At 73.1% G+C, this 21556-nt stretch carries 17 protein-coding genes and 1 tRNA gene; 15 read left to right on the forward strand and 3 right to left on the reverse strand.

All coding sequences use genetic code 11. The features are described 5' to 3' along the window. From AB0F58_RS26125 to AB0F58_RS26145, 5 genes are all read left to right on the forward strand, one after another. Complete coding sequence (locus tag AB0F58_RS26125; RefSeq protein WP_357148119.1) at positions 1-1665, forward strand: lipid II flippase MurJ; 1665 nt, start codon at positions 1-3, stop codon at positions 1663-1665. Then, on the forward strand, positions 1662-2822 hold the full coding sequence (locus AB0F58_RS26130) for a glycosyltransferase family 4 protein (RefSeq protein WP_357148121.1): 1161 nt from the start codon (positions 1662-1664) through the stop codon (positions 2820-2822). The genes AB0F58_RS26125 and AB0F58_RS26130 overlap by 4 nt, the downstream gene beginning before the upstream one ends. Beyond that, the gene (locus AB0F58_RS26135; RefSeq protein ID WP_357148124.1) at positions 2822-5152 is read left to right on the forward strand and encodes a hypothetical protein; all 2331 of its coding nucleotides are present in this window, start codon (positions 2822-2824) and stop codon (positions 5150-5152) included. The genes AB0F58_RS26130 and AB0F58_RS26135 overlap by 1 nt, the downstream gene beginning before the upstream one ends. Before the next feature lie 137 nt (positions 5153-5289). Continuing rightward, positions 5290-7047: a CTP synthase gene (locus AB0F58_RS26140; protein WP_357148127.1), complete on the forward strand. Its 1758-nt coding sequence runs from the start codon at positions 5290-5292 to the stop codon at positions 7045-7047. Continuing rightward, on the forward strand, positions 7044-7643 hold the full coding sequence (locus AB0F58_RS26145) for an NUDIX hydrolase (RefSeq protein ID WP_357148130.1): 600 nt from the start codon (positions 7044-7046) through the stop codon (positions 7641-7643). The genes AB0F58_RS26140 and AB0F58_RS26145 overlap by 4 nt, the downstream gene beginning before the upstream one ends. Before the next feature lie 82 nt (positions 7644-7725). Here AB0F58_RS26145 and AB0F58_RS26150 read toward each other — a convergent pair whose 3' ends face one another. After that, positions 7726-7980 (reverse strand): TM2 domain-containing protein, encoded by a 255-nt coding sequence (locus tag AB0F58_RS26150; protein WP_357148132.1) that lies wholly within the window; start codon positions 7978-7980, stop codon positions 7726-7728. Positions 7981-8268: 288 nt separating this feature from the next. Here AB0F58_RS26150 and ald point away from each other — a divergent pair, with 288 nt between their 5' ends. From ald to AB0F58_RS26200, 10 genes are all read left to right on the forward strand, one after another. Further along, positions 8269-9384 (forward strand): alanine dehydrogenase, encoded by a 1116-nt coding sequence (ald, locus tag AB0F58_RS26155; RefSeq protein ID WP_357148135.1) that lies wholly within the window; start codon positions 8269-8271, stop codon positions 9382-9384. A gap of 23 nt (positions 9385-9407) precedes the next feature. After that, a complete protein-coding gene (locus AB0F58_RS26160) occupies positions 9408-10382 on the forward strand; it encodes a site-specific tyrosine recombinase XerD (RefSeq protein ID WP_357148353.1) in 975 nt (324 codons plus the stop codon). A gap of 318 nt (positions 10383-10700) precedes the next feature. After that, complete coding sequence (locus tag AB0F58_RS26165) at positions 10701-11624, forward strand: AAA family ATPase (RefSeq protein ID WP_357148138.1); 924 nt, start codon at positions 10701-10703, stop codon at positions 11622-11624. Between the two features lie 34 nt (positions 11625-11658). Next, positions 11659-12711: a segregation/condensation protein A gene (locus AB0F58_RS26170; protein ID WP_357148141.1), complete on the forward strand. Its 1053-nt coding sequence runs from the start codon at positions 11659-11661 to the stop codon at positions 12709-12711. Next, positions 12708-13724 (forward strand): SMC-Scp complex subunit ScpB, encoded by a 1017-nt coding sequence (gene scpB / locus AB0F58_RS26175; protein ID WP_357148144.1) that lies wholly within the window; start codon positions 12708-12710, stop codon positions 13722-13724. Before AB0F58_RS26170 ends, scpB begins: the two co-directional genes overlap by 4 nt. Next, positions 13711-14481, forward strand: coding sequence for a pseudouridine synthase (locus AB0F58_RS26180; protein ID WP_357148146.1), 771 nt, complete (start codon positions 13711-13713; stop codon positions 14479-14481). The genes scpB and AB0F58_RS26180 overlap by 14 nt, the downstream gene beginning before the upstream one ends. Positions 14482-14675: 194 nt before the next feature. Beyond that, a complete protein-coding gene (gene cmk, locus AB0F58_RS26185) occupies positions 14676-15356 on the forward strand; it encodes a (d)CMP kinase (protein WP_357148149.1) in 681 nt (226 codons plus the stop codon). Next, complete coding sequence (gene der, locus AB0F58_RS26190; protein WP_357148151.1) at positions 15353-16753, forward strand: ribosome biogenesis GTPase Der; 1401 nt, start codon at positions 15353-15355, stop codon at positions 16751-16753. The genes cmk and der overlap by 4 nt, the downstream gene beginning before the upstream one ends. 193 nt (positions 16754-16946) lie before the next feature. After that, a tRNA-Pro gene (locus AB0F58_RS26195) sits at positions 16947-17020 on the forward strand. A gap of 477 nt (positions 17021-17497) precedes the next feature. Next, positions 17498-18082 carry a DinB family protein gene (locus tag AB0F58_RS26200; protein WP_357148154.1) on the forward strand — a complete coding sequence of 195 codons (585 nt, stop codon included), beginning with the start codon at positions 17498-17500 and terminating at the stop codon, positions 18080-18082. 551 nt (positions 18083-18633) lie between these two features. On the opposite strand, the gene AB0F58_RS26205 is transcribed toward AB0F58_RS26200, so the two are convergent. Then, positions 18634-20238, reverse strand: coding sequence for a LamG-like jellyroll fold domain-containing protein (locus AB0F58_RS26205; protein ID WP_357148157.1), 1605 nt, complete (start codon positions 20236-20238; stop codon positions 18634-18636). A 36-nt stretch (positions 20239-20274) separates the two neighbouring features. Further along, complete coding sequence (locus tag AB0F58_RS26210) at positions 20275-21327, reverse strand: pectinesterase family protein (protein WP_357148160.1); 1053 nt, start codon at positions 21325-21327, stop codon at positions 20275-20277. Between the last annotated feature and the right edge of the window lie 229 nt (positions 21328-21556).

The raw sequence follows: 21556 nt of genomic DNA on the forward strand, positions 1-21556 counted from the left end.
GTGAGCGCACCGGCACCCCTCGCCGGCGCGGGCCGTGTCGCCGGGGCGGCCGCGCTCATCGCCGTCCTCACCGTCGCCGCCCGGCTCACCGGTTTCGCCCGGACCGCCGTCTTCACCTGGGTCGTGGAGAAGAGCGACCTCGGCGGCATGTACGTCGTCGCCAACACGGTGCCGAACATCGTCTTCGAGATCGTCGCCGGTGGCGCGCTGGCCAGCCTGGTCGTTCCGCTGCTGGCCGGAGCGGTGGCGGCCGGCGATCGCACGGCGGTGGCCGCCACCACCGGAGCCCTGCTGACCTGGACGGTGACCCTGCTGGTGCCGCTGGCGGTGCTGGTGGCGCTCCTCGCCGACCCGATCATCGCGGCGATCAGCAGCGGCCGCCAGTCGCCGGAGGAACTCGCCGCCGGGGCCCGGATGCTGCGCGTCTTCGCGCCGCAGCTGCCGCTCTACGGCGTCGGCATCGTGCTGACCGGGGTGCTCCAGGCACACCGGCGGTTCGCCTGGCCGGTGCTCGCGCCGCTGCTCTCCAGCCTCACCGTGATCGTGGTCTACCTCGCCTTCGGCGGCGCCGAGGGGCGGGGTGCCACGGTGGCCGGGGCGAGCCGGGGCGGCGAGCTGATCCTGTCGGCCGGCACCACCCTCGGCGTGGTGGTGCTGTCCCTGTCGCTGCTGGTGCCGCTACGCCGGCTGCGGCTACGGCCCCGATTCGGGTACGCCTTCACCGCCGACGCGCGGGCCCGGGTCGGAGGGCTGGCCGTGGCCGGGGCGGTCACCGTCACCGCGCAGCAGGTCGCGCTGCTGGTGATCCTCAACCGGGTCACCGGCGGCCCCACCGGCTCGCCGCAGGTGTTCAACCTGGCGCAGACGATGTACCTGCTGCCCTGGGCGGTGCTGGCGGTGCCGCTCGCGGTGGCCGCCTACCCGACCCTGGCGGCGGCGTCGGCGGGCGGGGACGAGGAGGGCTACCGGCGGACCCTCGCGCCGACCGTCCGGGGGGTGCTGCTGTTCAGCAGTCTCGGTGCGGCGGCACTGGTCGGCACCGCCCGGCCGGTGGCCGCCTTCTTCTACCCGGCCGACCCGGACGGCACCGCCGCCGCCATCGCCGGGTTCGCGCCGGGTCTGCTCGGGTACGGGCTGTTCGCGGTCCTCTCCCGGGCCCTCTACGCGCGCGGTGACACCCGCCCCGCCACGGTGGCGATCACCCTGGGCTGGCTCGCCGTGCCGGTGGTCGCGCTGCCGCTGGCGGCGGTGCTGCCGGTCGGCGACCGGGTGCTGGCCGTCGCGCTGGCCAACAGCGCCGGGATGCTGCTGCTGGGCGGGCTGCTGTTGGGCGCGGTACGCCGGGCGGCGGGACCGGCCGTGCTGGCCGGCAGCCTGCGCGCCGGCACCGCCGGGGTGCTCGCGGCGACCGTCGCCGCACTGGCCGGGGCACAGCTGGCGCGAACGCTGGCCGGAACGGGTGCCGGGACCCCGACGACATCCCGGGCGGTGCTGGAGGGCATGCTGTCCGCAGCCGTGGTGGGCGTGGTGTTCCTCGCCGTGGCGTACCCGGCCGACCGGCGGGACGTACGGCCGCTGCTGGCGGGAGTGCTCCGCCGGCTGCCCGGTCGGGGCCGCGCCGGCCGCCGGCGAGCGGCCCCGGACGACGGAAGGGTGGATCGGTGAGTGCCAGGAGTGGGGCCGGGTGGCAGGGCACGGTGGCCCTGCTGCTCGCGTCGAGCACCGGCGGGGTCGGACAGCACGTCCGGTCGGTGACCCGTGGACTGGTCGCGCAGGGCGCGTCCGTGCTGGTCTGCGGGCCGGCCGCCACCCAGGAGCAGTTCGACTTCGTCGGCGCGGGCGCCCGGTTCGCGCCGGTGGAGATCCCGGCGAGTCCCACCCCGGCCGACGCCCGCGCGGTGCTCGCGCTGCGTCGGGCCCTCGCGGCCGAGGCGGTCGGCGTGGTGCACGCGCACGGGCTGCGCGCCGGTCTCGTCGCCGTCCTCGCCCGCCCGGCCGCGCCGCTGGTGGTCACCTGGCACAACGCCGTCCTGGCCGGAGGGCTGCGGGGCCGCCTCTCCGGGGTGGCCGAACGGATGGTCGCCCGGCGGGCCCGGGTCGCCCTGGGCGCGTCGAGTGACCTGGTCGCCCGGATCACCGCGCTCGGCGCCGCCGATGCCCGGCTCGCCCCGGTGGCCGCGCCGGCCCTGCCCCCGCCGCGCCGGCGGCGCGCCGCCGTACGGGCCGAGTTCGCCGTCACCCCCGGGCAGCCGCTGATCCTCTCGGTCGGGCGGCTGCACCCGCAGAAGCGCTACGACGTGCTGGTCGACGCCGCCGCCCGGTGGCGGAACCGCACCCCACCACCGGTGGTCGTGATCGCCGGCAGCGGCCCGGCCTACCTGCCGCTGGCCGCCCGCATCTCGGCCGCCCGCGCCCCGGTGACCCTGCTCGGGCACCGCACCGACGTGGCGGACCTGCTCACCGGGGCCGACCTGGCCGTGGTGACCAGCGACTGGGAGGCCCGGCAGCTGTTCGCGCAGGAGGCGCTGCGGGCCGGCGTACCGCTGGTGGCGACCGGCGTGGGTGGGCTGCCGGAACTGGTCGGCGACGCGGCGGTGCTGGTCCCGCCCGGCGACGTCGACGCGGTCGACCGGGCGGTCCGTGACCTGCTCGACGACGAGACCCGCCGGGCCGACCTGGCCCGTCGGGGCACCGTCCGGGCGGCGACCTGGCCGGCCGAGGCGGACACCGTCGCCGCCCTGGCCGACCTCTACGCCGACCTGACCGGCGACGCCGCCGGCCCGGCCGCCCCGGACGCCGGGGCCGCGACGGGGCGTGGTTGATGCTGCGCCGTCTCGCTCCCCTACTGGTGACCCTGCTCGTCGTACTGCTCGGGGTGGCCGCGCTGGCGGTCGAGCCGGACGATGCGCCGCGCCGACCGGACGCCGACTTCGTCGTCATCGCCGGTGTGCCCGGCCTGCGCTGGGACGACGTGGACCCGGAGACGACGCCGACGCTGTGGCGGATGGCCGAGAACGGGTCGATCGGCTCGCTGTCGGCCCGGTCGGCCCGCCGGCCCACCTGTCCGGTCGACGGCTGGCTCACCCTCGGCGCGGGCACCTTCGCCGCCTGGAACACCACCCGACCGGTCGACACCTGCCCGGCGGTGGACGTGAAGGTGGAGCAGCCCGACGGGTTCGGGGCCAACCTGCCCCAGCAGGAGAGCGTGGTCCTGCACAACCAGGAGCGGCTCTCCTGGGGGGCGGTGCCCGGCGCGTTGGCCGAGTCGGTGCGCTGTGCCGTCGCGGTCGGCCCCGGTGCCGCCGTGGCCGCCGCCCGCCCGTTCGGCCGGGTCGACCGGTACGCACCCGTCCTGCCCGCCGATCCCGCGCCGCTGCTGGGCTCCTGCGTGCTGAGCATCGTCGACCTGGGCACGGTCAGCGGCGAGGACCGGGCCACCCGGGACGCCGCCGCGCGGCGCGCCGACGCCACCCTGGCCCGGGTACTGGCCGCCCGGCCGCCGCGCTCCCTGGTGCTGGTGGCCGGGGTCTCGGACACCGCCGCGCCGGCCCGGCTGCACGTGGCGGTCGCCGACGGGCCGGGCTGGGAACGGGGCTGGCTCACCTCGGCCAGCACCGGCCGCGACGGCTACCTGCAACTGGTCGACCTGGCCCCGACCGCGCTGACCGTGCTCGGCCGTCCGCTGCCGGAGGGCAACTTCATCGGCCGGGCCGCCGTCCCGGTCGAGGGTCGCCCGGCCGACCTGCCGACCGCCGTCGACGCGCCGGCCGACGCCGACCGGGAGGCCAACGCCCAGCGACGCGTGGCCCGGTGGTTCTTCATCCTGCTCGCGGGCTTCCAGGTGCTGCTCGCCGTGGCGGTTCTGCCGCTGCTGCGCCGGGCCCGCCGGCACGCCGGTCCGGTGGGGCCGACCCCGGTGCCCCGGTCCGTGGTGGCGACCGTCGAGGTGTTGCTGGTCGCCGCCGCGCTGGCCATTCCGGCGGCCCTGGTCGCCGACCTGGTGCCCTGGTGGCGGGGGGAGCACGCCGGCGGGTACTTCGCCGTGGTGACCGCCCTGCTGCTCGCCGGGGCGACCGCGCTGGTCCGGTTCGCGCCCGGCCACGACCGCACCCTCGGTCCGCTGGGCGCGGTGGCCGCCCTGACCACCCTCGTCGTCGGCGCGGACGTGCTCACCGGAGCCCGTCTGCAACTCAACGGGGTGGTGGGGTACTCGGCGCTGGAGGGCGGCCGGTACGCCGGCCTCGGCACGGTGGGGCTCGGCGCGTTCCTCGCCGGGGTGCTGTTGACCGCCGGCTGGCTGGCCCAGCGGGTAAGCCGGCGCTGGCGACCGACCGTGGTGGTGGCCGTGGGCACCGCCGCCGTCGTGATCGTCGGCAGCCCGTATCTCGGCTCGGACTCGGTCGGCGCGATCGCGCTGACCGCCGGGGTGACCGTCGCCGCCGTGATCTGCACCGGCGGGTGGCTGACCCTGAGCCGGCTGGTCTGGGCGAGCATGGCCGGCCTGGCGGTGACCATCGGACTGGGCCTGCTGGACCTGCGTCGGCCGCCGACCGAGCGGGGCAGCCTGGGCCGGTTCCTCGCCGCCCTCGGGGAGGGGCGGGCCGGGTTGACCGTGCACCGGTCCAGCACCGCCAACTTCGACACCCTGGTGGGCAGCCCGCTGACCATCCTCGCCGTGGTCGGCGCGGTGCTGGTGTGGTTCGCCCTCTTCCAGCCCTGGGGCGGGTTGATGCGGCTGTTCGGTATCTATCCGGCGATGCGGGCGGCGATGGCCGGTACCGCCGTGGCGGCGGTGACCGGCGGCATGCTCGGCGGTGCGGCGCTGGACGTGGCCGGCGCGGCCGGCGCGCTGGTGGTGCCGATGGCGGCGCTGGCCTCGCTACGGGTGCTCGACCACGCGGCCGACCGTACCCAGCCGCCGGGGAACCGTCCCCAGGACTTCGTCGCCGGCGCCCCGGTCGGTGGGGAGACCGCCGGAGCGGACGACGCGGCCACGGGCGACGCCGGGAGCACGGGCGACGTGGGGCGCAGCGGCGACGCGGGGCGTCCGGGCGGGACGGGACCGGCCGCGTCCGCGCGGGTCGGGGACGTGCGGGCCGGCGACGCCGCCGACCGGTCGTCCCGGACGTCGAGCGAGGTCGCGACCGCGTAGCCGCCGGTGGGCCCGGCGGGTGCGCTCCGGGACCCACCCGGGTGAGGTGTTACCGTGGAATCCCGTGGATCGCGTGATCACTTGGCTGATCGGCACGGCGGTCTGCACGACCGCGACGGACGACACGGGAGCAGGCCTTGGCCCCATCAGCACGGACGACCAGGCACATCTTCGTCACCGGGGGCGTCGCCTCCTCGCTGGGTAAGGGGCTCACCGCCTCCAGCCTCGGCAACCTGCTCACCGCCCGGGGACTGCGGGTGGTGATGCAGAAGCTCGACCCGTACCTCAACGTCGACCCCGGGACGATGAACCCCTTCCAGCACGGTGAGGTGTTCGTCACCGAGGACGGCGCGGAAACCGACCTGGACGTCGGCCACTACGAGCGCTTCCTCGACCAGGATCTCTCCGGCAAGGCCAACGTCACCACCGGCCAGATCTACTCGGACGTGATCGCCAAGGAGCGGCGCGGCGAGTACCTCGGCGACACGGTCCAGGTGATCCCGCACATCACCAACGAGATCAAGTCGCGCATCCTGGCGATGGCCGACCCGGACGCCGACGGCAACGTCCCGGACGTGGTGATCACCGAGGTCGGCGGCACGGTCGGCGACATCGAGTCGCTGCCGTTCCTGGAGGCGATCCGGCAGGTCCGGCACGACCTCGGCCGGGACAACTGCTTCTACCTGCACGTCTCCCTGGTGCCGTACCTGGCGCCGTCGGGGGAGTTGAAGACCAAGCCGACCCAGCACTCGGTCGCGCAACTGCGCAACATCGGCATCCAGCCGGACGCGCTGGTCTGCCGCTCCGACCGGGACATCCCGGACAAGCTCAAACTCAAGCTCTCGCTCTACTGCGACGTCGACCGGGAGGCGGTCACCGCCGCCCCGGACGCGCCGAGCATCTACGACATCCCCAAGGTGCTGCACCGGGAGGGCCTCGACGCGTACGTGGTGCGCCGGCTCGGGCTCTCCTTCCGGGACGTGGACTGGACGAGCTGGGACGACCTGCTGGACCGGGTGCACCACCCCCGGCACACGGTCACCGTCGCGCTGGTCGGCAAGTACGTCGACCTGCCCGACGCGTACCTGTCGGTCAGCGAGGCGATCCGGGCGGCCGGGTTCCACCACCGGGCCCGGGTGCAGCTGCGCTGGGTGCCCAGCGACGACTGCGTCACCCCGGCCGGCGCGGCGGCGGCCCTGGCCGGCGTGGACGGCATCGTCATCCCCGGCGGGTTCGGGGTGCGCGGCATCGAGGGCAAGATCGGTACCGCCCGGTACGCCCGGGAGAACGGCGTCCCGCTGCTCGGCCTCTGCCTGGGCCTGCAGTGCATGGCCATCGAGGTGGCCCGGAACCTCGGCGACCTGGACGGGGCGAACTCGCTGGAGTTCGACGAGGAGGCCCGCCACCCGGTGATCGCCACCATGGCCGACCAGGAGGACATCGTCGCCGGCCGGGGCGACCTGGGCGGGACGATGCGGCTCGGGGCATACCCGGCGAAACTGGCCGAGGGCTCCATCGTCGCCGAGGCCTACGGCACCACCGAGGTCAGCGAGCGGCACCGGCACCGGTACGAGGTGAACAACGCCTACCGGGACACGCTCACCAGGGCCGGGCTGCACATCTCCGGCACCTCGCCGGACGGCCGGCTGGTCGAGTTCGTGGAACTCGACCGTGCGCTGCACCCGTTCTTCGTGGCCACCCAGGCGCACCCGGAGCTGAAGAGCCGGCCGACCCGGCCGCACCCGCTGTTCGCCGCGTTCGTCCGCGCCGCGGTCACCTACTCCGAGGCCGACCAGCTGCCGGTGGAGATGGACGGCGACGCGGGTCACCGACCGGTCCCGCCGGAGGAGAAGGCGTCCCGGGACGACGCCGCGACGACCGCCGCCACCTCGTGAGCGGGCACCACTACGCGCTGACGGCCCGCACCGAGCGGTACGCCGGCCGGGTGTTCCGGGTGGTCACCGACGAGGTGGCCATGCCGGGCGGCGGTACCGCCACCCGCGACGTGGTACGGCACGTCGGCGCGGTCGCGGTGGTCGCCCTGGACGACGCCGGCCGGGTGGTGCTGGTCCGCCAGTACCGGCACCCGGTCGGCGGTTACCTGTGGGAGCTGCCGGCCGGGCTGATGGACGTCGACGGTGAGGACCTCGCCACGGCGGCGCTGCGCGAGCTGGCGGAGGAGGCCGACCTGACCGCCGGTCGGGTCGACCTCCTGGTCGACCTGCACAGCTCACCCGGATTCTCCGACGAGCGAGTGCGGGTGTTCCTCGCCCGCGACCTCGTCGAGGTGCCGGCCGCCCACCGGCACGAGCGGCACGACGAGGAGGCGGACATGCAGGTCGTCCGCCTCGACCTGGACGAGGCGGTGGCCCGGGTGTTGGCCGGGGGGATCACCAACGCGGCCTGCGTGGCGGGTCTGCTCGCCGCCGTCCGGGCCCGGGACGCCGGCTGGGCCCCGCTGCGCCCGGCGGATTCCCCGCTGCCCGGCTGACCCCGACGCGGGGTGCGGGACACCACCCACCGACAGCAGGGGCCGTGCGGAACGCCGCACGGCCCCTCGCGGTGGGACACAATCAGTCGCGCAGCGGCCGGCCCTGGCCGTCGACACCACCGTTGATCAGGATCAGGATGCCGTCGACGAAGCCCCAGAGGCTGCCGATGCCGCAGGTCACCAGCGTCACGACGAGCTGGAGGACACCGGTCTTGGTGTCGCCGATGTAGAAGCGGCCGACGCCGAAGCCGCCGAGCACGATCTGGAGCACGCCGGCCACGACCTTGCTCTTGTCGGAGACGCCGCCGGGGTACTGGTACGGAGGAGGGTAGGTCATGAGGCGAACCCTAGTGATCGACTTTCCTGCTGTCCGCAGCGCCAGGGGGCCGATCGGACGATAATGGGCGAACACTGCCCCAACGGCCGAGGTCGGCTCACGTTGTCGGCCAGGGTATGCCTGACACACCGTCAGGAGAGGCGCGTACGGGCTGTCACTGTGTCGGCTCTCCACCGCGGGTCGGCGGCCCTAGACTGCGGCCGGCAGGAGCGGTGGGCCGCGTCGGCAACGGAGCCGTCGCGCACCGAGCTGGGTCGGGGCGGTGCGGCCCCGAGGAGAGGTGTCGTCGTGAAGGTCGGAATCCCCCGCGAGGTCAAGAACCACGAGTACCGCGTGGCGATCACGCCGGCGGGCGTGAACGAGTTCACCCGCTATGGCCACCAGGTCCTCGTCGAGTCCGGCGCCGGAGTCGGCTCCAGCATCACCGACGAGGAGTTCGCCGCTGCCGGGGCGAAGATCCTGTCCACCGCCGACGAGGTGTGGGACAGTTCGGATCTCGTGCTCAAGGTCAAGGAGCCGATCGCCGAGGAGTACCACCGCATGCGCGAGGGGCAGGTGCTCTTCACCTACCTGCACCTGGCCGCCTCGAAGGAGTGCACCGACGCGCTGCTCGACCGGAAGGTCACCGGCATCGCCTACGAGACCGTCGAGCTGCCGGACCGCTCGCTGCCGCTGCTCGCCCCGATGTCCGAGGTCGCCGGTTGTCTCGCCCCGCAGGTGGGCGCGTACCACCTCCAGCGGCAGGGCGGCGGGCGCGGCATCCTGATGGGCGGCGTCTCCGGCGTCTACGCGGCCAAGACCGTGGTGATCGGCGCGGGCGTGTCCGGCATGAACGCCGCCGCCATCGCCCTCGGCCTCCAGGCCGAGGTGCTGCTGCTCGACAAGAACGTCGGGCGGCTGCGCCAGGCCGACGCCATCTACCGGGGCCACCTGCAGACCGTCGCCTCCAACGCGTACGAGATCGAGCGGGCCGTGCTCGACGCGGACCTGGTCATCGGCGCGGTCCTGGTGCCCGGCGCGAAGGCCCCGACGCTGATCTCCAACGAGCTGGTCTCCCGGATGAAGCCGGGCAGCGTGCTGGTGGACATCTCCATCGACCAGGGCGGCTGCTTCGAGGACTCCCGGCCGACCACGCACGCCGAGCCCACCTACCGGGTGCACGACTCGATCTTCTACTGCGTGGCGAACATGCCCGGCGCGGTCCCGCACACCAGCACGTACGCGCTGACCAACGTGACCCTGCCGTACGCCGTGGAACTGGCCAACCACGGCTGGCGGGAGGCACTGCGCCGCGACCCCGCCCTCGCCCTCGGCCTGAACACCCACGCCGGGCAGGTCACCTACGGCCCGGTCGCCGAGGCGCACGGCATGACCACCCTGCCGCTGGCGGAGGTCCTCGGCTGAGCGGGACCCCGGACGCCCCGGTGGTGGTCGCGGACGCCCCGTCACCCGCCCCGGCGCTGCGCCGGGCCGTACGCGGCTACCTCGACCACCTGACCGTCGAGCGCGGGCTGTCGGCGAACACCCTCGCCTCGTACCGGCGGGACCTGGAGCGCTACCTGGTCACGCTGGCCGTGGCCGGGGTCACCGACCTCGCCTCGGTCGGGCCGGCGCAGGTCGAGGCGCACCTGGCCGTGCTGCGGGCCGGCGGGGACGGGCACCCGCCACTGGCCGTCTCCTCGGCGGCCCGCGCGGCGAGCGCGGTGCGCGGCCTGCACCGCTTCGCGCTGCGCGAGGGGCTGGTCGGCGCGGACGCCAGCCGGGACGTCCGGCCGCCCACCCCGCCGCGCCGGCTGCCCCGGGCCCTGCCGGTCGACGACGTGGTCCGGCTGCTGGAGACGGCCGGGTCGGTGCGGGCCGCCGGCGCGGACGCGCCCCTGGCCCTGCGGGACCGGGCGTTGCTGGAGTTCCTGTACGGCACCGGGGCGCGGATCTCGGAGGCGGTCGGCGCGGCCGTCGACGACCTGGACCCGGCAGAGGGCACCGTGCTGCTGCGCGGCAAGGGCGGCCGGTCCCGGCTGGTGCCGATCGGCGGGTACGCCACCGAGGCGCTCCGGGCCTACCTGGTCCGGGCCCGCCCCGGTCTGGTCGCCGCGGGGCGGGGCACCCCGGCGGTCTTCCTCAACGCCCGGGGCGGTGCGCTCTCCCGGCAGGGAGCGTGGACCATCCTGCGGCGCACCGCCGAGCGGGCCGGGCTGCCGGTGGACGGGCCGAACGCGGTCAGCCCCCACACCCTGCGCCACTCCTACGCCACCCACCTGCTCGACGGCGGGGCGGACGTCCGGGTGGTGCAGGAACTCCTCGGCCACGCCTCGGTCACCACCACCCAGGTCTACACGTTGGTCACGGTGGAACGGCTACGGGAGGTCTACGCCACCGCCCACCCCCGGGCGCTCGGCTGAGCGGCGGCCCCTCCCCGGCGTACCGGGCGGGGGCGTGGCGCGCCGGCGGCGGCTCCGGACGGGCCGCGCGCGCGGTGCGTGACGACCGGCGGCCGGGGCGGGACACTGTGGCCATCGTCACCCCCGCCCACCCGGGGCCGGTGGCGACCGTCGGCGGGCCCGACACGCCGACCCGGTGCCGACCGGCCTGCTCGAACGTGCCGTACAGTCGGCATCGGCGCGGACCTCCTGGGGCGACAACCGGGGTGCGCGGCGGCGCCGCAGAAGGACGTCGGACGGCTCCGACGCCGGGTGGTCGTCGGGAGGGGGCAACAGGACATGGCTGGCAACAGCGACCGTGCCGAGACGTGGACATCCGAGCTCCGTGAGCAGCAGGCCACACTGGGCGCGGACCTCGGTCCGGCGGACCCGGCCGCGTACACCATGCGCAAACCCATCCCCGAGCCGATGCCCACCGACCGGCACGGCCCGGCCCGGATCATCGCGATGGCCAACCAGAAGGGCGGCGTCGGAAAGACCACCACCACCATCAACCTGGGCGCGGCCCTGGCCGAGTACGGCCGCAAGGTGCTGCTGGTGGACTTCGACCCGCAGGGCGCGCTCTCGGTCGGCCTCGGGGTCAACCCGCACAACCTCGACCTGTCTGTCTACAACCTGCTCATGCAGGACGACGTGACCGCCGAGGACGTCCTGATCAAGACGGACGTCGCCGGACTGCACATCCTGCCGGCCAACATCGACCTCTCCGCCGCCGAGATCCAGCTCGTCAACGAGGTGGCCCGAGAGATGGCGCTGGCGCGGGTGCTGCGCACGGTCCGCAAGGAGTACGACTACATCCTGATCGACTGCCAGCCCTCGCTCGGCCTGCTCGCCATCAACGCGCTGACCGTCGCGCACGGCGTGCTGATCCCGCTGGAGTGCGAGTTCTTCAGCCTCCGGGGTGTGGCGCTGCTGCTGGACACCATCGACAAGGTGCGTGAGCGGCTCAACTTCGACCTCGAACTCGAGGGCATCCTGGCCACCATGTACGACAGCCGCACCACCCACTGTCGGCAGGTGCTCCAGCGGGTCGTCGAGGCGTTCGGCGACAAGGTCTACCAGACGGTGATCACCAAGACGGTCAAGTTCCCCGAGTCGACGGTGGCCGGCGCCCCCATCACCACCCTCGACCCGGCCTCGTCCGGCGCGCGCAACTACCGTCAGCTCGCCCGCGAGGTGATCGCCGCACAGGCGGAGCGATAGTCCGGGCGTCCGGGGCGTGGACTACGGTCGTCCGGTGACCGCACCACCGCTCGACCCCGCCGCTCCCGCGCCGGCCGACCCGGCGACGCCGGTCGAGCCCGCGTCCGGCGTCGAGTCGGTCCCCACGGAGGAGAGCACCGGCTTCACGGTGCGGCTGGCCAACTTCACCGGCCCGTTCGACCTCCTGCTGCAACTGATCGGCAAGCACAAGCTCGACGTGACCGAGGTGGCCCTGCACCGGGTCACCGACGAGTTCATCGCGTACATCCGGGCGATGGGCGACGAGTGGGACCTCGACGAGGCCAGCGAGTTCCTGCTGATCGCCGCCACCCTGCTCGACCTGAAGGCCGCGCGGCTGCTGCCCTCCGCCGAGGTCGAGAACGAGGAGGACCTGGCCCTGCTGGAGGCCCGGGACCTGCTCTTCGCCCGGCTGTTGCAGTACAAGGCGTTCAAGGAGGCGGCGGCGTACATCGCCGCGTTGGAGGCCGAGGGCGGCCGGCGCTACCCCCGCGCGGTCACCCTGGAACCCCGGTACGCGCAGGCCCTGCCGGACCTGGTGCTCGGCATCGGCCCGGAGCGGCTGCTCACCCTCGCGGTGAAGGCGATGACCCCGAAACCGGTCCCGGTGGTCTCCATCGACCACGTGCACATGGTCCGGGTCAGTGTCCGGGAACACGCGCAGATTCTGGCCACGCGGCTGCGTCGCGCCGGCATCGCCACCTTCTCCCTGCTCTGCGCCGACTGTGCGGCCACCCTGGAGGTGGTGGCCCGGTTCCTGGCCCTGCTGGAGCTGTACCGGGAAGGGCTGGTCGCCTTCACCCAGGAGCAGGCGCTCGGCGAGCTGACCGTACGCTGGACCGGCCCGGCCGACGGCGACACCGACCTCCAGGTCGACGAGTACGCCGGCGCACCCTCCCCGGCCGACGCCCCGCCGTCGGTCGACGCCGCCGAACCGGTCGGTGGAGCCGCACCGGTCGGTGAAGGCGTACCGGTCGACGCCGCCGGATCAGCGGACGTGGCCGCACCGGTGGACGCCGGTGGTCAGGCGGCCGGTGCCGGGACGACGACGGAGGAGGGACCGGGATGAGCAACGAGGACCGCAGCGAATCCCTCGCCGACCAGGCCGCCGCGTGGGTCCCCCCGTGGGAACGCCGGCCCCGCCCCACCCCGGACCCGACTCCTGCTGTCGACCCGACCCCCGCCGTCGACCCGATCCACGACGTCGACCCGATCCACGACGTCGACCCGACCCACGCCCTCGACGCGACCCACGACGCCGGCACCGACGCTGCACCGTCCACCCCGGCGGCACCACCCGACGCGGGACCCCCGGCCGCACCGCATGAGGCGCCGGTGGTACCACCGGATCTTCCGGCTTCGGCCGTGCCACCGGACCTCCCGGCTCCGACCGCGCGGCCCGCCCCGGCGGAGGCGGCGGCGGACCATGGTGGGAAACGGGCCCTGGAGGGGCCGGTCGCCACCATGACCCCGGCCAGGGGTGCCCGGCGGGACGCCGGGGCGGCGCGGGAGAGCGTCGGGGCGTCGAATCCGATGGGGGAGCAGGAACTGCGCGGAGCGCTGGAGGCGATCCTGCTGGTCGTCGACGAGCCGGTCAGCGAGCTGACCCTCGCCCAGGTCCTGCAGCAACCGGCCGAACGGATCGGCCCCGTCCTCGACCGGATCGCGACCGGCTACACCGAGGCCGGGCACGGGTTCGAGCTGCGCCGGGCGGCTGGCGGCTGGCGGCTCTACACCCGACCCGAGTACGCCGCCCACGTGGAGCGGTTCATCCTCGACGGGCAGACCGTCCGGCTCACCCAGGCCGCCCTGGAGACCCTGGCGGTGGTCGCCTACAAGCAGCCGGTGACCCGGTCCCGGATCTCCGCCATCCGGGGTGTCAACTGTGACGGGGTGATCCGTACCCTGGTCTCTCGCGGCCTGGTCGAGGAGTGCGGCGCCGAGCCGGAAAGCGGTGCGTTCCTCTACCGGACCACCACCCTGTTCCTGGAGAAGCTCGGGTTGAACAGCGTCGCCGATCTGCCGCCGCTGGCCCCGTTCCTCCCCGACGACGTAGAAGAGTTTGCCGATGCCACGCGATGACCGCGCCCCCCGCCCCGACGCGCCCGCCTACGAGGGGCCCGAACGCCTCCAGAAGGTGCTCGCCGCCGCGGGTGTGGGCTCCCGACGGGCCTGCGAGGACCTGATCTTCCGCCGCCGGGTCACCGTCAACGGCCAGGTGGCCCAGCTCGGTGACCGGGCCGATCCGACCCAGGACGTCATCCACGTCGACGGCGAACGCCTCCAGGTCGACACCCGGCTGGTCTACCTGGCGATGAACAAGCCGCGCGGGGTGGTCTCGACGATGGCCGACGAGAAGGGGCGCACCGCACTCGCCGACTTCCTCGGCAACCGGGTCGAGCAGCGGGTCTACCACGTCGGGCGGCTGGACGCCGACAGTGAGGGCCTGTTGCTGCTCACCAACGACGGCACCCTCGCGCACAAGCTCATGCACCCGTCGTACGCGGTGCAGAAGACCTACCTCTGCCAGGTCGCCGGGCCGATCCCGCGCAACCTGGGCAAGCGGCTGATGGCCGGGGTGGAGCTGGAGGACGGGCCGGCGAAGGTCGACTCGTTCAAGGTGGTGGACACCCTGGGCAAGACCGCCCAGGTGGAGGTGACCCTGCACGAGGGGCGCAAACACATCGTGCGGCGGTTGCTGGGCGAGGCCGGGCACCCGGTGAGCCGGCTGGTACGTACCTCGATCGGGCCGATCCGGCTGGGCGACCTCCGGTCCGGGCGGACCCGCCGGCTCACCAACGCCGAGGTCGCGGCCCTGTTCCGCGCGGTGGGTGACTGACCCGGCGGTTCGGGAAAGCGGTCCCGGTAGGCTCCCAGGCGACCCGTGGGTCGCCGGGGAGGCGCACCCGCGCCCGGCGGCGATGCCGGTGGGGGCGGATCGGACCGCCGGGCATGATGGACCACGATGGGTAACCGCTCGCGGAACGTCGCAACGACGACGGTCGGCGGGGTACGGGCTGAGGAGGACACGCGGTGGCGGAGAAGGTACGGACCGGGCGATGTGTGGTCGCTGTCGACGGGCCATCCGGTTCGGGTAAGTCCACCGTCTCCCGGCGGCTGGCCGTCGGAGTCGACGCCCGTTATCTCGACACCGGCGCCATGTACCGGGCGGTGACCTGGGCAGTGCTGCGCAGCGGGGTCGACCCGGCCGACGCCGAGGCGGTCGCGAAGGTCGCCGGTGAGATCGACCTGCGGATCGGCACCGACCCCCAGGGGTACGGGGTGACCGTCGACGGGCACACCGTCGACGCCGACATCCGGGGCCCGGAGGTGACCGGCGCGGTGTCCGCGGTGGCCGCCGTACCGGCCGTCCGGGCGCTGCTGGTGGCCCGTCAGCGCGACATGATCACCCACGCCGGCCGGATCGTGGTCGAGGGGCGCGACATCGGCTCGGTCGTCGCTCCCGACGCCGAGCTGAAGGTCTACCTGACCGCCTCCGAGGCCGCCCGCGCGCAGCGCCGCAGCGCGCAGGACGCCGCCGACGTGACGGCCACCGCCGCCGACCTGGCCCGGCGGGACCGGCTGGACTCGACCCGCAAGGCCGACCCGTTGCAGCAGTCGGCGGACGCGGTCGTGCTGGACACCACCGAGCTGGGCATCGACGAGGTGGTGGCCCGGCTGCGGGCACTGCTGGTGGAGCGGGGAGTGGCATGACCGACGACAACGGCTGGGTCGAGCTGCGCGAGCCCGACGTCGACGAGGAGCAGACCGGACCGGTGCCCGTGGTGGCCGTGGTCGGCCGCCCGAACGTGGGCAAGTCGACGCTGGTCAACCGGATCATCGGCCGGCGGCAGGCGGTCGTCGAGGACGTCCCCGGGGTCACCCGGGACCGCGTACCGTACGACGCCCAGTGGGCCGGCCGGGAGTTCACCGTGGTGGACACCGGCGGTTGGGAACCGGACGCCAAGGACCGGGCGGCGGCCATCGCCGCGCAGGCCGAGACGGCCGTCGCCACCGCCGACGTGGTCCTCTTCGTGGTGGACGCGGTGGTCGGCTCCACCGACGTGGACGAGGCGGCGGTACGGATGCTGCGGCGCAGCGCCAAACCGGTGATCCTGGTGGCGAACAAGGCCGACAACGCGGCCATCGAGGTGGAGGCGACCTCGCTCTGGTCGCTCGGGTTGGGCGAGCCGCACCCGGTGTCGGCGCTGCACGGTCGAGGCGCGGGCGAGATCCTCGACGCCATCATGGACGCGCTGCCCGATGCTCCGAAGATCGTGGAGGACCGGCCGCGCGGCCCACGTCGGGTGGCCCTGGTCGGCCGCCCCAACGTCGGCAAGTCGAGTTTGCTCAACCGGTTCTCCGGCGAGGAGCGGGCGGTGGTCGACTCGGTCGCCGGCACCACCGTCGACCCGGTGGACAGCCTGGTGCGCATCGGTGGCGAAACCTGGCACCTGGTGGACACCGCCGGGCTGCGCAAGCGGGTCGGCAAGGCCAGCGGCACCGAGTACTACGCCAGCCTGCGCACCGCCTCCGCGATCGAGGCGGCCGAGGTCGCGGTGGTGCTGCTCGACTCCAGCGAACCGATCAGCGAGCAGGACCAGCGGATCCTGTCGATGGTCACGGAAACCGGCCGGGCGCTGGTCATCGCCTTCAACAAGTGGGACCTGGTCGACGGCGACCGCCGGTACTACCTGGACAAGGAGATCGAGCGGGAGCTGCGCCGGATCCCGTGGGCGATCCGGCTCAACCTCTCCGCGATGACCGGCCGGGCGGTGGACAAGCTCGCCCCGGCGCTGCGCAAGGCCCTGGCGAGCTGGGAGACGCGGGTGCCCACCGCGCAGCTCAACGCGTGGCTCACCGCGCTGGTCCAGGCCACCCCGCACCCGGTGCGCGGCGGGCGGGCCCCGAAGATCCTCTTCGCCACCCAGGCGGGCACCTGCCCGCCGCGGTTCGTTCTCTTCACCACCGCGCCGCTGGACGCCGGCTACCAGCGCTTCGTCGAGCGCAAGCTCCGCGAGGAGTTCGGCTTCGAGGGCAGTCCGGTGGAAATCTCGGTACGCCCGCGCAAGAAGCTCGGCCCGGGCGGCCGGGGCAAGGCGCACGGCTGACGCTCCGCAGCACCACGAACGCCGGGCCGGGATCTCCCGACCCGGCGTTCGTCTCTCCCGCCACCACCCACCCTCCTAGGAAGCTTGAGGGGGTGTGGCCGTGCTCGCCGGAGCCGGAGGGGCCTGTGCGTGCATCGGGAAGATCCTGCGCTAAGCTGTACCGGCTGCCGCAGGGGAGACTTGGCGGTGGCATCGGGACGTGGCGCAGCTTGGTAGCGCACTTGACTGGGGGTCAAGGGGTCGTCGGTTCGAATCCGGCCGTCCCGACGCAGGTCAGAGGGCTGATCCGGATATCGGGTCGGCCCTTATTGGCGTTCTGGGGACCACGCCGGTCAACTGCGCCGCCCAGTAGCGCTCCTTGACCGTTGGTCAAGTTTCAGGTGGCTACCCGGGTCATTTGCCGAATTGTTCGTTCTCTGGATCAAGGCGGCCCGCAAGCGGGCCGAGCCGGCCCGGCCCCGTCCTGCTGGCGACCTTCGACCGGCAGCGGCCGGGCCGGCCGGCCACGCTTATGAGACACACGATCGTGAAGACCTCAGGGCTCCGGCCCGAACCCCGGCCCTCCTCAAAGATCCGCTTCTAGGCGACAGCAGCGATTCGGGGCAGAGTGACTAGCTCGGCCAATCATTCGCGTTGAGGAAGCAAGGCAAATCCAGCGTGCAGTCCGCGTGCGACAAGGGGCGGCATCGTCGGGGGCATTCACGGGCGGCGTGGTTTAGCTGGGCCCTGGCATGATGTCCGCCCATGACGATCTCCGACCCCAAGGCAGACCTGCGCGACTACCTGCAAGGGGCTCGCGGTGCGATGTTGTGGAAGCTCGAAGGGCTGACCGAGTACGACGTCCGGCGCCCGCTGACGTCCACCGGGACCAACCTGCTGGGGCTGGTCAAGCATTTGGCACGTGGCGAGTTCGGGTACTTCGGCGAAGCCTTCGGGCGCCCAAGTGACGCGGTAGCACGGTGGCCGGAGGACGAGCAGGCTTGGGAGGCGTGGGCCCGGCCGACAGAGTCGCGCGAATCCATCATCGGTCTATACCGCCAGGCCTGGGCCCACGCGGACGCGACGATCGAGGCGCTGCCGCTGGATGCGGCCGGCCGGGTGCCGTGGTGGGGCGATGGCGGCGAGGTGACGCTGCATCAGATCTTGGTCCACATGACTGCTGAGACGCAGCGCCATGCTGGTCATGCCGACATCGTCCGAGAGTTGATCGATGGCTCGGTCGGCCTTCTCAGCACGTCGACCAATATGCCGCCGTCGGATGCGACGACATGGGCCGCCCATCGAGACATGGTGGAGCAGCATGCGCGGGAGGCCGCTGCTCGCTGGTGAGCGGTCAGCATTCGGTCCGCAAGCGGCCGGCGGGAAAGTAATGAGAGGTGCCGAGAGGTGTCTTCGCTGCTAGAAGGTCATATGGGCAGCTCGACAGGTCGCCCATCTTGACCTCGTAATCCGTCGGTCGCCGTGCCGTTGCGTGCCCGTCGGGACCGGGATCGAGGGTCGACGGCGGTCACCTCCTAGACGTGGTGGCCGACGTGGTGGCGCAGGTCAAGCCAGGCCAGCGACCCGCGACTTTTGGCTGTGTCCACACTTCCTCAACCGCGCCCTGCAGTCATCGAGCGTGTCGGCGTCCCGGGGACCACGTAGGGACCACACGGCCTGCGCGATGGTGCGCGGCACGACGTCGACCGCACGGCCTGATCTTGGGGATAGCGTGCGTGGACGTGTGGCGAATCGTCCTGGGGGGCAAGGGGTCGTCGGTTCGAATCCGGCCGTCCCGACAGACGTAAAGCCCGCCGCATCCCGTCCGGCGACCGGGCGGGCCGACCGTCGTTGGGGGACTTCCCGCCGGCCGGCCCGCGCGATGTTGGTGCGTGGTGTCTTCAGTTGCCGATGCTGGCCTGGGGGCCGGCGTAGGTGCGCAGCAGTGCCGGTACGTCGGCGGCGGGGTGGAGCGTGTAGGAGTAGAAGCTGCGCGGGTCGAACGCGGTGCCCTTCTCCTTGACCTTCCCGCTGCCCCAGCTGCTGTTGACGACGACGTTGCCGCGCTGGACGAGTTCGCCCGCCTCGACGTAGTACGGGTCCGGCACGGTGTCGAAGTAGCTGTTCTCGACCACGGCCTTGGTCAGGCCGCGTACGAAGTGGCCGCTGCCGGTGTTCTGCAGGTAGTTGTTGTAGAAGTGGATGTTCGCCAGGTTGTCCGCGCTGGGGTTGCGGGTCCTGGTGTTCTGGAACCAGTTGTGGTGCACGGTCATCTGCGCGGTGACATTGTCGGTCCAGCCGATGCCGAAGGTCTTGTTGTTGGTGTCGAAGTGGTTCCAGGACACGGTGATCTTCGTGGTGTCCTTCCGGCTGTCCAGCAGACCGTCGTTCATCCGGGAGAGCCGGTTGTGGTCGATCCAGATGCGCTCCGCGGTGTCGATCTGGATGGCGTCGTAGTCGTAACTGTCGTCACCCGGGTCGTCGTCGGGCATCAGGGTGTCCCGGATGGTGAGGTTTCGGATGATGACGTTGGAGACCCCGGCGCGGAGGAAGAAGCCACCGCCGACGATGTGGCCGCTGGTGCCCACGCCGATGATGGTCTTGTTCGAGGAGACGCGGAGTTCGGTGCCCTTCGGGCTGATGGTGATCGTGCCGGCGACGCGGATGACGTACGGCTCGGCGGCGGTGACGTACTGGTTGAGCTGTTCCTGGTTGGTGACGGTGACGGTCTGTCCGCCGGCACCACCGGTGACGCCCTGCGCGAAGCCGTCCGGCGCGTTCGAGTACGGAACGCCACCGGGCGGAGGCGTGGTGGGCGGAGGCGTGGTGGGGGGCTGGCTGGTGGGAGGTGTGGTGGTGGGCGGCGTGGTGGTGTTGGTGGTGACGGTGATGTCGTCGAAGGCGGCCGAGGAGTAGCCGGTCTGGAGGCCGATCCGGCCGGTGCCGACGAGGGTGCTGGTGCCCTGGCCGATGGTGGTGCCGTCGACGCTGGCGCGGATGGTGGTACCGGAAACGTCGATGGCGAGGGTGTGCCAGGTGCCGGTGGTGACGGTGCGGGTGGCACTGGCGAGGGTGGTGACGGTGCTGCCGTCGACGGCCTGCAACTGGACCCGGTTCGCCGGGAGCAGGGCGAGTCGGTAGTACTTGGTGGAGCCGGTGACCCGGGCGAGGAGGCTGGCGTGGCCGTTGGCGCCGAGGGTGATGGGCTTGACCCGTGCCTGGACGGTGTAGGCGGTCCAGGTGGTGTCGCCCGCGAAGAACCGGGCGTTGCCGCTGGTGGTGTTGGTCTGCCGGACGACCTGTGAGCCGTCGGTGGTGATGCTCCAGTCGCCGCCGGACTTGGACCAGGCGGAGAGGCTTCCGCTCTGGAAGTCCTCGGTGAAGACGGTGGCGGCGCTGGCCGGGGTCGTCGTCAGGGTGGCGGCGACCAGGGCCAGTGGCAGTGTCAGCGCGGCCGCGGTGAGGGCGGTGATGCGGCGACGCCGCGAGGGTGGGGACGTTCTCACGGTCTGTTCCCTTCTGGTGTGTGGTGGTGCGGTGGGTCAGGGCCGGGTGGGGTTCCAGCCGTCGGTGCCGGCGAGGTAGTGCCGGGGGGTGTGGGTGCGGGCCTGTGCCTGGGTGAGTTGGGGGCGGTTGGCGTTGACGTCCGCGCCCGGACCGGTGTTGCGGTACTCGAAGAACCGGGCGCCGGTCCACGGATTGCCGGACATGTCGGTCCAGGGCTGGGCGGCGGCGATGTGCCGGTCGAGGGAGGACTCCCGCACGACCACGTGACCGTGCGGCCGCCAGGGCCGGCCGAGGTGGGTGGATCCGGTGCTGGCCGTGCCGGTGAACCGGCAGTGGGTGAACAGGAAGCCGTAGCCGCGGTCGGCCGGTGTGCTGGCGGCGGTGATGGCACCACCCCGGGGCAGCGTGTGGATGCGGCTGCGCTCGAAGACGGCGATCCCGCCACCGAAGACGAAGTCGACGTCGCCTTCGACGTACGACTGCGTGACGTACACGCGGGCGGCGTCCTTGACGTAGAACGTGTCCTGGTTGCCGAGGAGCCGGACGTTGTGCAGGTGCGCGCGGTCGGAGCTGAGGTTGAGGGCGACGGCCTGGTGGCCGGGCTGGTCGGCGTGTGCCTCTTCGTCGAAGTCGTTGGCGATGGTGAGGTTCTCGGCCACGAAGCCGTTGCCGACGATGGTCGCGGTGGCACTGCCCGAGGTGCCGTAGGTGGTGCCGTCCGGCTTGGTCGTTCCCGCCGACCGGTTGTCGACGATGACGACGGCGGCCGGTTCTCGTCCGGCGCCGCGCAGTCGGACGTTGGTCTTGCTGGCCGGAAGCGTGACGGCTCCCCGGTAGGTGCCCGGTCTGATCAGGATGGTGATCTGGACCGTGCCGTGGTCGGCGACGGCGTCGATCGCGGCCTGGACGGTCCGGTGGTCGCCGGAGCCGTCGGCGGCGACGACGATGGTCGGTCCGGGCGGGGTGTGGCCGGCGGCGGGCCGGGGGGTCAGGACGGCGACGGTGGCGATCGTGGCCAGTGGCAGCAACGCTGTTCCTACGGCGAGCGCGACGGCGCGACGGCGGGCGTACGGCAGCAGAGGGCTCACGGGGGCTTCCTTCGACAGGGCCGCGACGAATGACGGCGGGACCAGGCGCGGCCGGCTGGGGGATCGGTGGCGTACGGTCCGCCGACGACGGCCTCGGTTGTCGTGTGGTGCTCGACGGCTGCCGTGTGGCGGGGGTGACCTGGTGCGGGCGCGGCTCTCGGCGCGGTCCTTGACCATGGGTGGTTCTGGGGCACCACTGTAGAGATGGACGCCGATTACAGTCAATGGC

Origin of the sequence: Micromonospora sp. NPDC023956 (assembly GCF_040639195.1) — a bacterium.
In the GTDB taxonomy this organism is placed as follows: domain Bacteria; phylum Actinomycetota; class Actinomycetes; order Mycobacteriales; family Micromonosporaceae; genus Micromonospora.

What these genes read in the sequence shown, in the direction of transcription:
- AB0F58_RS26135 (WP_357148124.1), top strand. Translation starts at nt 2,822, where the DNA reads ATGCTGCGCCGTCTCGCTCCCCTACTGGTGACCCTGCTCGTCGTACTG.
- AB0F58_RS26150 (WP_357148132.1), bottom strand. Translation starts at nt 7,980, where the DNA reads ATGACCTACCCTCCTCCGTACCAGTACCCCGGCGGCGTCTCCGACAAG.
- AB0F58_RS26165 (WP_357148138.1), top strand. Translation starts at nt 10,701, where the DNA reads ATGGCTGGCAACAGCGACCGTGCCGAGACGTGGACATCCGAGCTCCGT.
- scpB (WP_357148144.1), top strand. Translation starts at nt 12,708, where the DNA reads ATGAGCAACGAGGACCGCAGCGAATCCCTCGCCGACCAGGCCGCCGCG.
- AB0F58_RS26180 (WP_357148146.1), top strand. Translation starts at nt 13,711, where the DNA reads ATGCCACGCGATGACCGCGCCCCCCGCCCCGACGCGCCCGCCTACGAG.
- der (WP_357148151.1), top strand. Translation starts at nt 15,353, where the DNA reads ATGACCGACGACAACGGCTGGGTCGAGCTGCGCGAGCCCGACGTCGAC.
- AB0F58_RS26200 (WP_357148154.1), top strand. Translation starts at nt 17,498, where the DNA reads ATGACGATCTCCGACCCCAAGGCAGACCTGCGCGACTACCTGCAAGGG.